This window comes from Capnocytophaga endodontalis, assembly GCF_002209445.1.
Taxonomy (GTDB): Bacteria; Bacteroidota; Bacteroidia; order Flavobacteriales; family Flavobacteriaceae; genus Capnocytophaga; species Capnocytophaga periodontitidis.
This window is the reverse complement of the sequence record NZ_CP022022.1, coordinates 2260806-2276685: the sequence shown is the minus strand read 5'-3', so window position 1 is coordinate 2276685 and position 15880 is coordinate 2260806. Positions and strand designations below refer to the sequence as shown.

Genomic DNA, 15880 nt, shown 5'->3' with positions numbered 1-15880 from the left:
GGTTGTATAGCGGATTGCTGTACAGCCTTTTTTGCTTTATAGAATACTATAAGTAGCACCTTTTTCAGTAGGGAAACTCACTACTTGTGATTTCTTTTTAGAGGGGATTAATAAAGTTTGTTTGTAGTAAATGCTTTTACCTGCAGGAAGTAAAACACTGCAATCAGCGCCATAGAGAGAGGTGATAGTAGCTGTTTTTAAGCGGTGTTTTTTCCAATTAAAACTCACTTCAAAACCATTGCGAGCTTTCATTCCTTCCACAGTACCTTTTTCCCAATCGGGGTGGAACGGGAGTGCAGGCAAAAAGCGAATGGTATAATTCTTTCCGTGACTTTGCAAAAGCATCTCAGCAATACCTGCTGCTCCTCCTAAATTGCCATCTATTTGAAAAGGAGGGTGAGCACAAAAGAGATTAGGGTAAGTACCTCCATTTTGTCCGCTGGTACTATTGGGATCTACAGGATGTAACAATTGTCGTAATAACACTAAAGCGTGATTGCCATCCTGTAATCGCGCCCAGAAATTTATCTTCCACGCACGTGACCAACCAGTACCTCTATCTCCTCGCATTTTGAGTGTTTTTTTAGCAGCTTTAGCTAAAGCTGGTGTATCCCAAGGGGTAATCTCGTCGTAAGGGTATAGTCCATAGAGATGTGATACGTGGCGATGATTGGGTTCAGCGTCTTTCCAATCATCTAACCATTCGTTGAGGTCTCCTTTCCTACCGATGCGATTAGGGACAGTATGTGTTATAATTTCTTGCCATTGAGAGTAAAGATCACTATCGACACCTAATATTTTGGCAGCTTGTAGAGTGTTACTAAAGAGTTCTCGCACTATTTGCATATCCATAGTAGGGGCAATACAAGTGTTACCTATTTGCTTTTTGCCATCTTTTAGCTGGGGCATTATATAGGCATTTTCGGGTGAGTTAGAGGGAGCTGTTACCCAGTAGCCTGTTTTAGGGTCTTTGATTAACAAACTTTGGAAAAAATCGGCTGCTTCTTTTAGTACGGGATAATATTCTTTTAAAAAATCAGTGTTGAGGGTGTAGAGGTAATGTTGCCAGATGTGCTCACATAGCCACGCACCTCCGGTAAGTGTAGAACCCCATTCAGCCGATTCACCTGGGGAGGTGTAAAACCAAGGGTTGCTAATCACGTGTGCCACCCAGCCCTTAGCATCGTAATAAGCTTTTGCAGTTTTGCGTCCGTTAGCAACTAAGTTTTTAGTAAACTGATGTAAAGGTGTTGTGAGTTCAGAAAGATTAGTGCTTTCAGCTAACCAATAGTTCATTTGTAGATTGATATTCAAATGGTAATCGCCATTCCAAGGGGTTTGGTACTCTTCAGCCCATAAGCCTTGTAAATTAGCGGGTAAGAGACCTTCACGAGAGGAAGAGATGAGTAAATATCTACCAAAATTGTAATACAATATAGGTAGTAAAGCATCTTTTTTACCTTTGTAAAATCGCTGTAATCGCTCAAAAGTGCTGAAGGAGCTTGTGTCAGTATTAGCATCACTATACCAGCGATTACGATTAAAAAGTACTTGATAAGCCTTTTGGCTTTCTATAATAGCATTATCAAAAGGAATGGTTGTTTTTTGTAGATAATTATTAGCTTTTTGTAGTACATCATCTTGTGTAAGCCCTCCTTTAGTAAAATCATAATTGGTTGCAGCACTTATTTTAAATACTATTTCTTTGGCTTTTTGTACAGAGGTAGCAGAGGCTGTATTTTGAAGATTTCCATCTGTTTGAATATCTATTACTGAAGCAAATTGCATTCCTTGTATATCATTATTAGGGAGGGCACCTGAGAGTATGATTTTATTTGATTTATAAGATGTTGTAGCATTCTCTTTGCGATTTAGAAAAATATCCATATCTAAGGGCTGAGAAGCTGTAATTCTTATCCAGATAAGGTCATTTTTAAAATCAGCAAAAGCAATTTGTTGAATATGGTTATCACCCCGCTTGAATGAAGTAAAAGCAGTAGCTTGGTCTAAACGAAGAATGCGTTGATAGTTTTCTATAGGGAGGTTAGTTTTCCAATCTAATTGTAACTCGCCTAATATTTGGTAACAACCATAGTTGCCATTTGCCCCATTACCGTTACAAGAACCTTTTCCTTTAGCGATAAAGTGTTTTTGCAAAAGGGATTGAGCTTCTAAATTTTTACCGTCTAATAGAAATTGTTGTATGGTTTTTAGATGTATATGAGCATCAGGATCATCAGCATCCTGTGTTCCTCCAGACCAGAGTGAGATTTCATTGAGTACAATTCTATCAATATCAGTTTTGCCAAAAAGCATAGCTCCTAAGCGCCCGTTGCCAATAGGTAAACTTTCGGTAAAATGTTTAGCAGGTTCGTGAAACACTACTGAAACATCTTGAGGTTGTGCATAAAGAAATAATCCAATTAGTAATGATATAAAGAAACTAATAGTTTTCATAATTTATAAAAGGTTGTATTATTTCAGAAGTAAATCAGTAGTACCTACTTGGTTGAGTTTATCGTCGTAAACAGTTACTTTATAAGTACCTTTTTCAAACTCTTTACCTACTTTGGCAATAAAGTCACAAATATCTACACTTTTGTTGTCGTAAATAAAGTGAGTAGCAGTGCTATAGTTCACACTTTCTGATCCAGAAGAGAAACTCTCATTGCTACCTAAAATAGTTCCAGAGGGTGAATTTACTTGTATGTAGAAGTATCTTGATCCCGATTTAGCAATTTTATTAGCACCTACAGTAAAGCATATTTTCAGTTTATCGGCAGCTCTACCTCTATCGGTAGTTTTATTTTTAGAGCCTTTCACTGCTTCAGCAATGAGTTTGCCAATTTGCAAAGCAGACCCTGTTTCCACTACCTTTTTAAGTTGATTAGTTTGACGAGCGAGAGAGTCTACTTTAGCACTTGCTAAATCTAATTTCACGCTTACACTATCCAAATCTTTTTTGATAGCCGAGTTCACACGCATTAAAGAGTCATTCTTTCTTATCAAAAGGTCGCGTTCTTTAGCTAAAGTGAAAGCTTGATTTTTGAAGCGAGCTAAAGAAGAGATACTCACTTTCATATTTTGTAAAGAGTCGATGTATTGGTCAATTTTATTGCGCGCTTGCAATAAATCTTCTTTTACATCTTTGTTTTCAATTACAACTTTGTCGTAGCTATCTCTCAGTAATTTTAAATCACTCATCACTTGTTTTTTTTGTGAGGTGAGCTCATTTTCAGTAATTTGTCTATCTTTATTGAGAGAATAGGTGTAATATCCTAAACCACCAGTTGCAATAGCCAATATAGCGATGAGTATTTTTGATAAAACACCGCCTCCTTTAGGCTTGTCGTCATCAGGGAGTCCATAAGCAGGAAGAGATTGATCGCTTCCTCTTTCAGCTAAACTGTTGTTAGCTTGTTCTAAAAAAAGGGGTTTGTCGTAGTTATTGCTCATAAGTCACTTTTTAAAATCTTGCAAATGTAGTAATAAAAATGTATATAATGCAAATTTTTTACATTTTTTTATTCACATTAAAAAAAGAAGTTGTAATTTTGCCACCGTTTTTTAATGGAAACAAGTTATGTTAATACGTTATTTTGCTATTATTTTTGGCTGTTTGGGTATAGGTGAATTGATTGTAGCTCTTACACATATTCCTTTTCCTTCTAGTATCATCGGAATGCTTTTTCTTACCTTATTTTTACAACTCGGATGGATAAAACTGCAATCGATTAAAGCTCTCTCCGATTTGCTAATTTCCAATTTAGGTCTCTTTTTTGTTCCTCCTAGCATAGGTATTATGGCTTATTTCAAGCAGATAGGTGAAAACTTTTTAGCTATTTTTATTTCTATTATTATCAGTACTATAGTGGTGATTGTAGTTACTGGTCACGTATATCAATTTTTCCGTAAACGTCTTAAATAAAATGAAAGCACTCGCAGAAAATCAAGTAGTTTTATTAGGTATTACCTTTATCCTTTATTATGGGGTATTGCTATTACAAAAAAAATATAATTCAGTATTCTTAAACCCTGTACTCATTACTGTTTTAGTATTAGTTTCATATCTTATCATCTTTAAAATATCTCCTGAAAAATATGAAGAAGCTGGACAGTATATTGATTTTTGGCTCAAACCTTCTATTGTAGCCTTAGGGGTACCTCTTTATCTTCAACTTTCTAAGATAAGAAAACAACTTATCCCGTTAGTAGTTTCTCAGTTTGCAGGTAGTTTAGTGGGGATTATAACAGTATGTTTAACAGCTAAATGGTTAGGACTATCCAATGATATTGCTATTTCTTTAGCACCAAAATCGGTAACAACTCCTATTGCATTAGAAGTATCGCGTGTGCTCCACGGCATTGAGCCTATCACCGTGATGGCAGTGATGACTACGGGCTTTTTGGGGAATATTTTTGGAATTACTTTTCTCAATTGGTTTCGTATCAAGAGTCCGATGGCAAAAGGAATTTCTTTAGGTACAGCTTCTCACGCGCTGGGTATAATGGCAGCGTTTAACCTCAGTGAAAAATATGCTGTATACGCAAGTTTAGGGATGATATTCAATGGTATTTTTACAGCTGTATTAGCTCCTACAGTGGTGCATCTGTTGTTCTAATTTCAGTGTTTGTTGTACTTGCAGAATAAGGGAAATAGTACAAGCTATCTACTTTTTCATCTTCAAAATGGATAAGGACTTTGTCTATAGTAATGTTGTTATCAGTAGTAGTTCGTTTAAAAAGTGTTTTAATATCGTTTAAACTCTTTTTAAAAATATCTATATCGTCAATAAATTCACATTGAAAGGGCTGTTTTTGCTCTTGAGGAGTTATTTCTTCAATCATTACATAACGAAGTATGTTGTTTTTAGTAAAGCTAAACTCTATTTTGTAATGAGTATTGTAGATTGCTAAAATTTTTTGGTTTTCAGACCACACATCGGCTATAGTTTGAACAAGAGTTTTATCATATAAGGCTTTATTTATACCTTTATCTGTAAAGAAATCAGTTGTTTTTATGGTATACATATTTTATCAGATTTGCTAAAATTGATAGTAATGTTGCTATTGAAAACAAAGAGGTGATAAAAGCCAATGGTAGAGCATAAATAGTAATCTTTTCCAAGAAGTTATAAGAGAAAAAAACTATCTCAAAAATAGAGTTGCTCAAGATTGCTCTTTTTGAGGGATGGTTACTTTCCTCATATTGTAGCAGATAAGGAAAGAGTGTTATATAACTGGTGAGCAATAATAAGAGGGCTACTATTAGATAGAAGCCAAAGTCTTTAAATGGTGTATATTTATCTACATTCATTACACTATTCAACTGTTATTTTTTGTCCTTTGTAAGAGAAATAATCTATAATAGCTTGTAATATTTCTTCTTGTTCTATATAAGAGAGGGTATTATCTATTGTATTACGATAAATAACATAACTGTAAATGTTTTTTGCTGATAACAACAACCCTTCTCCTAAAATTTTATAGTAATTACCTTTGTAAGATACTATAATATTTCCTCTTGTAATTTCTTCTATTTTAATAGGTTCCTTATTACAAATCATATTGTCCTACATATACTAATTGGTTAAAAATTTCACTTTCTACAATATCGCGAGTATCTCCTGAATAGAAAAAAACAGCCATTCCCTTGATAAATACCCATTTCTTTACATTTTTCTACCAATAAAGCTCTACCAAAAGTACCTATCCAAATTTTTATTTTGTTCATTTTCTTCTTAATAAGGTAAACTATTTTCGAATTTCTTTTAGTGCTTCAAATGAGTTATCAGTAGTTTCTTTTATGCTGAATATTTTCATATATTTTGTAGAATTACGAAATATATGTCCATAAATTCTTGTGTCGTTGTAACTGATTAAGAGTATAAGCAACCCGTTGGTTTTGAGGTAATTCTAAATTAGGGTCAGTTTTGAGTAGGTCGATAGCTTGAAAGCGAGCAGCTTTTAGTATATCTTGGTCTTTCACGAGATCGGCTATTTTTAAGGCAAGCACTCCACTTTGTTGAGTTCCCATCAGGTCACCAGGACCTCGCAGTTTAAGGTCTACTTCAGCAATTTCGAAACCATCATTAGTGCGTACCATCGTTTCCATACGGATGCGAGTTTCGTTACTCATTTTATTGCCTGTGAGCAATATGCAATAACTCTGTTCACTACCACGCCCTACGCGTCCACGCAATTGGTGTAGTTGTGAAAGACCAAAACGTTCGGCACTTTCAATTACCATTACTGAAGCATTAGGTACATTTACTCCTACTTCTATTACGGTAGTAGCTACCATTATTTGTGTTTCATTGCGCAGGAAACGCTCCATTTCAGCATCTTTTTCAGCAGGTTTAAGTTTCCCGTGCACAATCGATACTTTGTATTTTGGTAATGGGAAACTTGCTGTGATATACTCATAACCTTCAGTAAGATTTTTAAAATCTAAAGCTTCTGATTCTTCTATGAGAGGATATACCACATAAGCCTGCCTGCCTTTATCTATTTCTCTTTTGATAAATTCATAAGTCTCTGCACGTCGGTTTTCATATTGGTGTAAAGTTTTGATAGGTTTGCGCCCAGGAGGAAGTTCATCAATTACCGATACATCTAAATCGCCATATACGCTCATTGCTAAAGTACGTGGAATGGGAGTAGCTGTCATTACCAAAATATGGGGAGGGATAGTATTTTTACGCCATAGTTTTGCTCTTTGTTCTACCCCAAAACGGTGTTGTTCATCAATAATAGCAAGTCCTAAATTTTGAAATTGTACCTTCTCTTCTAATAGAGCGTGAGTGCCTATGAGAATAGAAAGTTCTCCAGATTGTAATTGTTCATCTAATATTCTGCGTTCTTTTGTTTTAGAGGAGCCCGTGAGTAGAGCAACGGTTACCCCAGTGTTTTTTAGTAACTCACTAATAGTTTGATAATGCTGATTAGCGAGAATTTCGGTAGGAGCCATTAAACAAGCCTGGCAATGATTATCTACTGCCAAAAGCATTGTCATTAGGGCAACAATTGTTTTTCCAGACCCAACATCGCCTTGTAACAAACGGTTCATTTGGGCATTGGAGCCTACATCAGCACGTATTTCTTTCAGTACTCGCTTTTGGGCATTGGTGAGAGGAAAAGGGAGGTGATGGTTGTAGAAGTTCATAAAAGCATCACCTACTTTTTTGAAAGGCTGCCCTTGAAATTTCTGTTTGTGTAACAGATTTTTGCGTACTAATTGTACTTGTATATAAAAGAGTTCTTCAAATTTCAATCGTATAGAGGCTTTGGTAAGCAAGGATTGGTTGGTAGGAAAATGAATGTTACGCATTGCCTCTCGTTTAGAAATGAGATTCATAGCAGTGAGTATTGTGTCAGGTAGATTCTCACTAAAATTATACCCTATTTCTTCGAAAACGGTTTGTACTAATTGTCGCATTACTCTATTGGTAATGTTGCGTTTAGCTAATTTTTCAGTAGATGGATAAACGGGCTGAATACTGCTATGTCCTGTTTTTTTGAACTCGCTGAGTAAATCCATTTCGGGGTGAGGCATAGAAAAAGTTCCTCCAAAGAAATTCAACTTGCCAAAAATAACGTAAGGCTCGTTGATTTTTAGAGAATCACGCAACCATTTTAGCCCTTTGAACCACACGAGTTCCATAGTCCCTGTCTCGTCTACAAAGGTAGCGACAAGTCGGTTGCTTTTTTGATGAGCCGACTCTACAGTACGTAGATTTACTATTTTACCCACGAGTTGTACCTCAGCATTATTGTTTTGTAGCTCATTGATTTTGTAGAACTTAGTTCGGTCGATATACCTATTAGGGAAGAGGTTCAACAAATCTTGATACTCATAAATACCGAGTTCCGTTTTCAGGAGTTCAGCTCGTTGAGCGCCCACCCCGCGTAGATGACTTATAGAAGTATGTAGGATATTTTCTGGAATCATAAGGGCAAAAGTAGTGAATAATTAGTAAATGAGCAAATTTGCTAATTGAAAAAAATATTGTTACTTTTGCGCCCTGAAAAAGTTAATTATCAACTGTTAATCGAAAATATATGACTTCACAAGAAATAAGAAATCTATTCCTAAAATTCTTCGAAAGCAAAGGACATACCATTGTCCCTTCAGCTCCTATGGTAATCAAAAATGACCCTACCTTGATGTTTACTAACGCAGGTATGAACCAGTTTAAAGAATTTTTCTTAGGGCATGCAAAACCTAAACACAAACGTGTGGCTGATACTCAAAAATGTTTGCGTGTATCAGGCAAACATAACGATTTGGAAGAAGTAGGTCGCGATACGTATCACCATACGATGTTTGAGATGCTCGGCAACTGGTCATTTGGTGATTACTTCAAAAGAGAAGCCATTAGCTGGGCGTGGGAATTGCTCACCGAAATATACAAAATTCCCAAAGAAAACCTCTATGTAACCGTTTTTGAAGGCAGTGAAGAAGACGGTGTGCCTTTTGACCAAGAAGCATTCGATATTTGGAAAGAACGGATTGCTGAAGATCATATCTTGCTTGGGAATAAGAAGGATAACTTTTGGGAAATGGGTGACCAAGGTCCTTGTGGTCCTTGTACCGAAATTCACGTGGATATCCGTTCAGATGAAGAGAAAGCCAAAGTGCCAGGTCGCGACCTTGTGAATAACGACCACCCTCAGGTAATTGAGATTTGGAATAATGTGTTTATGGAGTTCAACCGCAAAGCTGACGGTAGTCTCGAAAAACTACCTTCTCGCAACGTGGATACAGGTATGGGTTTTGAACGCCTCTGTATGGTATTGCAAAACAAACAATCAAACTACGATACCGATGTTTTTACCCCACTTATTCACAAAGTAGAAGAGATTACCAAAAGTCATTATAATAGTAATGGTCGTGTAACTCCTGAACAAGAGCATATAAATATTGCAATTCGTGTGATTTCAGATCATATTAGAGCAGTAGCTTTTGCCATAGCTGATGGTCAGTTACCTTCTAACAATGGAGCGGGTTATGTAATTCGCCGTATCTTGCGCCGTGCTATTCGTTATGGTTTTACTTTCTTAAACCAAAAAGAACCATTTATTTATAAATTAGTAGAAACTCTTGCTGCTCAAATGGGGGCTACTTTCCCCGAATTAGAGAAACAACAATTCCTGATTATGAGTGTGATAAAAGAGGAAGAGGCTTCTTTCTTGCGTACTCTTGAACAAGGTTTGTTGATGCTTGATGTGATGATTCAAAATAGCCCTGATAAGCAACTATCGGGTGGAAAAGCCTTTGAATTATATGATACTTATGGTTTTCCTAAAGATTTAACTGCGCTCATTCTTTCTGAAAAAGGGCTCACTATGGATGAAGAAGGGTTTGAAGTACAATTACAAAAGCAAAAAGAACGTTCGCGTGCTGCTGCTCAAGTAAAAACTGATGATTGGGTAGTGCTTCGTGACGACGATGAAGAAGAGTTTATAGGGTATGACGCCTTAGAGGCTGTAGTGCGTTTAGTGAAATATCGTCGTGTAGAAAGTCAGAAAGATGGTACACACTTCCAGTTAGTATTCAATACTACGCCTTTTTACCCAGAAGGGGGAGGACAAGTAGGCGATAAAGGTACATTACAAGCTGCTAATGGTGAACTTATTTATATTTTAGATACTAAAAAAGAAAACAACCTTATCATTCACATAGCAGAGCATCTTCCTACAGAACTCAACGACCCGTTCAAAGCAGAAGTACATTCAGTAGCACGTGAAATGGCAGAAGCCAACCACAGTGCAACACACTTGTTACACCAAGCCCTCCGTGAAGTATTAGGTACTCACGTAGAGCAAAAAGGTTCACGTGTAGCCCCTGAAGCTTTGCGCTTCGACTTCTCTCACTTTGCTAAACTCACTTCTGATGAACTTAAAGAAGTAGAACAATTGGTAAACAAACGTATTTTTGAGAAAATTCCTTTGCAAGAACACCGAAATATTCCTATCCAACAAGCGGTAGAATCTGGTGCTATGGCGCTCTTTGGTGAGAAATATGGCGATCGTGTCCGTATGATTCAGTTTGGTGATAGCAAAGAGCTTTGTGGAGGAACTCACGTAAAGAACACAGGCGATATTTGGTATTTCAAAATCATCTCAGAAGGTGCAGTAGCAGCAGGTATTCGCCGTATTGAAGCGATTACCCGTGGAGGAGCTATGAAGTATTTTACAGAACAAGAACAGCTGGTAGAACGTATCAAAGAAACAGTTAAAAATACACAAGACCCTGTGAAAGCTATTACGCACTTACAAGAAGAAAATGCGGCTTTGCACAGAGAATTGGAACAACTGAAAAAAGAACAAGCTAAACAACTCAAAGCTAATCTCAAAGCTGAATTTACTGAAATTAATGGTATTCAATGTCTTATCAAACAAGTAGATGCTGAGGTAGCAACGCTTAAAGACCTTGCTTTTGAATTAGGTAGTGAGGTAAAAAATGCTTTTGTTTTCTTTGCTTCAGCTCACGAAGAAGGTAAAGCACTCTTGTTGTGCTATATCAATAAAGAATTGGCACAAGCCAAAGGATTAGATGCTGGTAAGATAGTACGAGAACTGGGCAAATACATTCACGGAGGTGGAGGTGGTCAACCATTCTTCGCAACTGCAGGAGGTAAAAAACCCAGTGGTATTACCGAAGCACTTTCTAAGGTAAAAGATTATTTATAATGAATTTTTTGGCTCATATTTACCTTTCAGGCGAAGGCGATGAACTGCTCACTATTGGCAACTTTATCGCCGATACCGTACGAGGCAAAGAATACTTACAATACCCCGAAGCAATGCAACGGGGTATTTTATTACATCGGAAAATAGATACTTTCACTGATGCACACGCCATTTTCCGGAAAAGTAAACACCGATTGGTGCCTACTTACAACCATTACGCAGGAGTTTTAGTAGATATTTACTACGATTACTTCCTTGCTAAGCATTGGAAAGAATATTCTACTATATCTTTAGAACAATATGCCCAACGTTTTTACAACTCTTTACAAAAACATCAACTCTTGTTAAGTGAAAAAGCACAGAATTTGAGCAAATATATCATAGCAGAACATTGGTTAGAAAAATATCAAACTATAGAAGGAATTGCATCAATACTTTATCAAATGGATAGGCGTACGGGATTTATTTCCAAAATGCAATATGCTGCCAATGATTTGTGCAAGGATGAAAGTTTATATGAAAAAGAGTTTGGAAACTTCTTTGGAGAAATACAAAAATCTATATGAAGTATTGGTTTTCAGAAGATTATATTGTTGATGCTATTTATTTTTCATTTTTCATTTTTCATTTTTCACTTTTTTTTATACCTTTGCCTCGTTTTTTGTACAAAAATGCCAATATCTCTTATTCAAAAATACAATGTAGCAGGTCCTCGCTATACTAGCTACCCTACTGTCCCTTATTGGGATAGTAGTACTTTTTCCACTGAAAAATGGTTAGAGAGTTTATCCAAATCATATTCTGAGAGTAATAGTACTGAAGGTATTAGTCTCTACATTCATTTACCTTTTTGTGAGAGCCTTTGTACTTTTTGTGGTTGTCATAAGCGTATTACCAAACGTCACGAAATGGAAATACCTTATATAGAAGCAGTACTCAAAGAGTGGCAATTGTATACTGATTTTTTGAAAGAACGCCCTCGTATTAAAGAGATACATTTAGGAGGTGGTACTCCTACCTTTTTTCAACCCTATCAATTACGCCGATTGATAGAAGGTATTTTTGAGCGTGCTGATAGAGTGAAAAACTATGAGTTTAGCTTTGAAGGGCATCCTAATAATACCACTGAAGCTCATTTACAAACACTTTACAATTTAGGTTTCAAACGTGTGAGTTATGGTGTACAAGATTATTCGCCTAAGGTACAAAAAGCCATTCACCGCATTCAACCTTTTGAAAATGTACAGCGTGTTACCGAACAAGCCAGAACTATCGGCTATACCTCTGTAAGCCACGATTTGATCTTTGGTTTGCCGTTTCAAACCTTAGACGATGTACTCTTTACTATTGATAAGAGTAATACCCTTCGTCCAGATCGTATAGCTTTCTATAGTTATGCACATGTACCTTGGATAAAAGGTAGTGGGCAACGTGGTTTTAAAGATGAAGATGTACCTACAGGAGAAGTGAAACGTCAATTGTATGAAGTGGGTAAACAGCATCTACTTGAGGCAGGCTATATAGAAATAGGGATGGATCACTTTGCTTTACCTACTGATAGTATGTATCACGCATTCAAAAACAAACAATTACATCGTAATTTTATGGGGTATACCGCCTCTAAAACTCAAGTGATGATAGGTTTAGGAATGTCATCTATCAGTGATAGTTGGTATGGTTTTGCTCAGAATGAAAAAGATTTAGACGACTATTATGCACGTCTTGAAAAGAATGAAATTCCTGTTTGTAAAGGGCATATTCTCAATAAAGAAGATTTGATTATCAGGCGTCACATTCTTAATCTAATGTGTCAGTTTGAGACCTCTTGGAGTGATGAGGCACTTCAATTTCCTGAAATAAACGAAGTAATAACTCACTTACAGGAGATGCAAAACGATGGTTTACTGCATATAGCAGGCAATCATATAGAAGTTCCTGATGCAGGTAAACCTTTTATTAGAAATATATGTATGGCTTTTGATTTACATTTACAACGCAAAATGCCTAACACCAAAATATTTAGTATGACAGTTTAAAAAGTTATACTTAACCGTCATAGTGATTGAGTTTTTTAGTTAGTGATGAAAAGGGACAGTTGTGAAATTCGTCCCTTTTCTTTTTTGTATTTCAGAAAAAAATATTATTTTTGCCCCCGAAATAAAAACAAATTTTTTTTAACTTAAAAATTGAATTATTATGGGATTTTTAAAAGAATTTAAAGAGTTTGCAGTAAAAGGCAACGTAGTAGATTTAGCCATTGGGGTTATCATTGGGGCTGCTTTTGGTGCTATTGTATCATCATTAGTATCTGATGTAATTACTCCTTTGTTATTGACTCCAGCACTTAAAGCTGCTCAAGTTCAAGAATTAGAAAAACTAATTTGGAATGGGGTCGCTTATGGTAAATTCCTTGCTGCTGTGATCAATTTCTTGTTTGTAGCTTTTGTATTGTTTATGCTTGTAAAAGGTATTAACAAATTGAAGAAAAAAGAAGAAGAAGCCCCAGCAGCTCCTGCAGGTCCTACTCAAGAAGAACTATTGGCTGAAATTAGAGATTTATTGAAAAATAAATAGAAAATTTTCGTGTAACCGCAACACTACACACTTCAACAATTGTTTAATTAAAACCACGCCCCATTTATAAGGCGTGGTTCTTTTTTATAAGTTTTTTATTAATGCGCTTTATAAGTCCAGCTCCTTCGTAGATAAATCCAGTGTAAAGTTGTACTAATGAAGCTCCTGCTTCTAATTTTTCAAGAGCATCCTCTTCACTAAAAATACCTCCTACACCTATGATAGGAAAGGCTTTACCACTTTTTTCACTCAAAAAGCGAATTACTTCGGTAGCGCGCTCACGAAGTGGTTTCCCACTAAGTCCACCAGTTTCTTTCTTGTTATCGGAGTGTAATCCTTCTCTACTGATAGTAGTGTTAGTAGCAATTACCCCAGCAATATGTGTTTCTTTTACAATTTCTATGATGTCTAACAACTGTTCATCAGTGAGATCTGGAGCAATTTTTAGGAGAATAGGTTTGGGGTTTTCTTTGGATGAATTCTTTTCTTGAAGGGTGTTTAGTAACTGCTTTAGAGGTTCTTTCTCTTGTAGCGAACGTAGGTTAGGTGTATTAGGTGAACTTACATTCACTACAAAATAATCCACATAATCAAAAAGTTGTTCAAAACAAATGAGATAATCATTTACAGCTTCCTCATTAGGAGTAATTTTATTCTTCCCTATGTTGCCTCCTATTAATACACCTTTGTTTTTTTTGAGTCTCTCTACAGCCGCTACTACTCCTTCATTATTAAACCCCATACGATTGATAATACCTTGATCATCTATAAGGCGAAAAAGTCGTTTTTTGGGGTTTCCTGGTTGTGGTTTAGGGGTGATGGTACCTATTTCTATAAAACCAAAACCTAAGTTGGATAACTCTTGGTATAAAGTAGCGTCCTTGTCGAGCCCAGCTGCTAATCCCACAGGGTTTTTGAACTGTAATCCAAAAACCTCTCGGTGCAAAGAAGGATGTTCTACTTGATAGATAGCCCGAATGAGAGAGGGTACAAAAGGTATTTTGTGTATCAACTTCAAATATTTGAAAGTAAAATGATGTGCCTTCTCGGGGTCGAGACTAAAAAGTAACGGACGTATGAATAACTTGTACATAGCAGTTAGCTTAAAAATTCTTCTTAATTTACAATGTAACTTGTTCCTTCCTTACCGTCTTTGAGTTGGATACCCATTGCAAGAAGTTCATCTCTAATCTTGTCAGAAAGTGCCCAATCTTTATTAGCACGAGCTTCCATTCGCATATTAATAAGCAATTGAAGCACTCCATCAAGTTTGTCGTTGTTATTAGCAGTTTGTTGCTCACTTTGTAGACCTAAAACATCAAAAACAAAAGCATTCATTAGAGTTTTCAGTTCATTGAGTTCAGCTACTGAAATCTTTTCATCACCATTAATCCATTTTACAGCTTCAAAAAGATGAGCTATAAGTATAGGTGAATTGAAATCGTCTAAAAGGGCATCATAGCATTTTTGTATCCATTGATCAATTTCATACGAAAGAGGTCCTGGATGTTCTAAATCGGTAGACATTTCATTCAATGTTTTTACAGCTTCCATAAGCCTTGAGAAGCCTTTTTCAGCAGCAAGCATTGCCTCATTAGAAATGTCAAGCACACTGCGGTAGTGGGCTTGCATAAAGCAGAAGCGTATCACAGCAGGAGCAAAAGGTTTTTCAAAGAAAGTATTCTCCCCACTGATGAGTTGCATTGGCAATATATAATTACCCGTAGATTTACTCATACGTTGTCCATTCATAGTGAGCATATTAGCGTGCATCCAATAACGAACGGGACTTTCTCCGTGTCCTGCTTTTCCTTGTGCGATTTCACATTCGTGGTGTGGAAACTTCAAATCCATACCTCCTCCGTGAATATCAAACTGATTGCCAAGATATTTAGTGCTCATCACTGTACATTCTAAGTGCCAACCTGGAAAACCATCCCCCCAAGGCGATGCCCAACGCATAATATGAGCTGGAGAAGCTTTTTTCCAAAGCGCAAAGTCCTGAGGATTGCGTTTTTCTCCTTGTCCATCTAAATCTCGAGTATTGGCAAAGAGTTCTTCTATATTACGACGAGAAAGTTCTCCATAGTTGAGCCCTCGTTTGTTGTATTCAAGTACATCAAAGTATACAGAACCATTGCTTTCGTAAGCAAAGCCGTCTTTCAGTAGTTTTTCGGTAAGTTGTATTTGTTCTAAAATATGTCCTGTAGCAGTAGGTTCAATAGTAGGAGGCAGTAAGTTGAATATCTCCAAAACTTTATGAAAATCAACGGTGTATTTTTGTACAATTTCCATAGGCTCAAGTTTTTCAAGACGAGATTGTTTCACAAAACGGTCGTTGTTCACATCACCATCATCAGTAAGGTGACCGGCATCTGTGATATTACGTACGTAACGCACTTTGTAGCCTAAAAATTTAAGTGTGCGATACACAAAATCAAACGACATAAAGGTACGTACATTACCTAAGTGGACGTTACTATACACAGTAGGTCCACATACGTACATCCCTACATTATTTTCGTGTAAGGGTACAAAAACTTCTTTTTCTCCTGTTAAGGAATTGAATATTTTTAATTGATGATTCATTCTGATGTTATTTAAGTTTATT

At 36.4% G+C, this 15880-nt stretch carries 14 protein-coding genes; 6 read left to right on the top strand and 8 right to left on the bottom strand.

All coding sequences use genetic code 11. The annotated features are described in order from the left end of the window. Nucleotides 1-36: 36 nt before the first annotated feature. Together CBG49_RS10240 and CBG49_RS10235 are read right to left on the bottom strand one after the other, a co-directional pair. On the bottom strand, nucleotides 37-2457 hold the full coding sequence (locus CBG49_RS10240; RefSeq protein WP_193433066.1) for a glycoside hydrolase family 95 protein: 2421 nt from the start codon (nucleotides 2455-2457) through the stop codon (nucleotides 37-39). Nucleotides 2458-2475: 18 nt separating this feature from the next. Beyond that, nucleotides 2476-3456, bottom strand: coding sequence for a hypothetical protein (locus CBG49_RS10235; protein ID WP_009412117.1), 981 nt, complete (start codon nucleotides 3454-3456; stop codon nucleotides 2476-2478). Nucleotides 3457-3583: 127 nt separating this feature from the next. Between CBG49_RS10235 and CBG49_RS10230 the strand changes: the two genes are divergently transcribed. Next, nucleotides 3584-3928, top strand: a complete 345-nt coding sequence (locus CBG49_RS10230) for a CidA/LrgA family protein (RefSeq protein WP_009412116.1) — start codon at nucleotides 3584-3586, stop codon at nucleotides 3926-3928. 1 nt (nucleotide 3929) lies between these two features. Beyond that, nucleotides 3930-4622, top strand: coding sequence for an LrgB family protein (locus CBG49_RS10225; protein WP_009412115.1), 693 nt, complete (start codon nucleotides 3930-3932; stop codon nucleotides 4620-4622). Here CBG49_RS10225 and CBG49_RS10220 read toward each other — a convergent pair. The 4 genes from CBG49_RS10220 to recG form a co-directional block, all read right to left on the bottom strand. Further along, complete coding sequence (locus tag CBG49_RS10220) at nucleotides 4597-5031, bottom strand: hypothetical protein (protein WP_088594408.1); 435 nt, start codon at nucleotides 5029-5031, stop codon at nucleotides 4597-4599. The two genes, CBG49_RS10225 and CBG49_RS10220, sit on opposite strands and share 26 nt — an antisense overlap. Continuing rightward, a complete protein-coding gene (locus CBG49_RS10215; protein WP_040361663.1) occupies nucleotides 5009-5317 on the bottom strand; it encodes a hypothetical protein in 309 nt (102 codons plus the stop codon). Before CBG49_RS10215 ends, CBG49_RS10220 begins: the two co-directional genes overlap by 23 nt. 4 nt (nucleotides 5318-5321) lie before the next feature. Beyond that, the gene (locus CBG49_RS10210; RefSeq protein WP_088594407.1) at nucleotides 5322-5567 is read right to left on the bottom strand and encodes a porphobilinogen deaminase; all 246 of its coding nucleotides are present in this window, start codon (nucleotides 5565-5567) and stop codon (nucleotides 5322-5324) included. Between the two features lie 269 nt (nucleotides 5568-5836). Beyond that, complete coding sequence (gene recG, locus CBG49_RS10205) at nucleotides 5837-7951, bottom strand: ATP-dependent DNA helicase RecG (RefSeq protein ID WP_088594406.1); 2115 nt, start codon at nucleotides 7949-7951, stop codon at nucleotides 5837-5839. A 110-nt stretch (nucleotides 7952-8061) separates the two neighbouring features. Here recG and alaS point away from each other — a divergent pair, with 110 nt between their 5' ends. The 4 genes from alaS (at nucleotide 8062) to mscL (ending at nucleotide 13269) form a co-directional block, all read left to right on the top strand. Continuing rightward, on the top strand, nucleotides 8062-10695 hold the full coding sequence (gene alaS / locus CBG49_RS10200; protein ID WP_088594405.1) for an alanine--tRNA ligase: 2634 nt from the start codon (nucleotides 8062-8064) through the stop codon (nucleotides 10693-10695). Beyond that, nucleotides 10695-11261, top strand: coding sequence for an acyl carrier protein phosphodiesterase (locus CBG49_RS10195; protein ID WP_088594404.1), 567 nt, complete (start codon nucleotides 10695-10697; stop codon nucleotides 11259-11261). The genes alaS and CBG49_RS10195 overlap by 1 nt, the downstream gene beginning before the upstream one ends. A gap of 105 nt (nucleotides 11262-11366) precedes the next feature. Beyond that, nucleotides 11367-12731, top strand: coding sequence for an oxygen-independent coproporphyrinogen III oxidase (gene hemN / locus CBG49_RS10190; protein WP_088594403.1), 1365 nt, complete (start codon nucleotides 11367-11369; stop codon nucleotides 12729-12731). A 160-nt stretch (nucleotides 12732-12891) separates the two neighbouring features. Further along, the gene (gene mscL, locus CBG49_RS10185; RefSeq protein ID WP_009412106.1) at nucleotides 12892-13269 is read left to right on the top strand and encodes a large conductance mechanosensitive channel protein MscL; all 378 of its coding nucleotides are present in this window, start codon (nucleotides 12892-12894) and stop codon (nucleotides 13267-13269) included. A 64-nt stretch (nucleotides 13270-13333) separates the two neighbouring features. Here the strand turns inward: mscL and CBG49_RS10180 are convergent, their stop codons facing one another. Both CBG49_RS10180 and cysS read right to left on the bottom strand, forming a co-directional pair. After that, nucleotides 13334-14362 (bottom strand): quinone-dependent dihydroorotate dehydrogenase, encoded by a 1029-nt coding sequence (locus CBG49_RS10180; RefSeq protein WP_088594402.1) that lies wholly within the window; start codon nucleotides 14360-14362, stop codon nucleotides 13334-13336. A gap of 23 nt (nucleotides 14363-14385) precedes the next feature. Further along, nucleotides 14386-15858: a cysteine--tRNA ligase gene (gene cysS / locus CBG49_RS10175; RefSeq protein ID WP_088594401.1), complete on the bottom strand. Its 1473-nt coding sequence runs from the start codon at nucleotides 15856-15858 to the stop codon at nucleotides 14386-14388. Nucleotides 15859-15880: the final 22 nt, after the last annotated feature.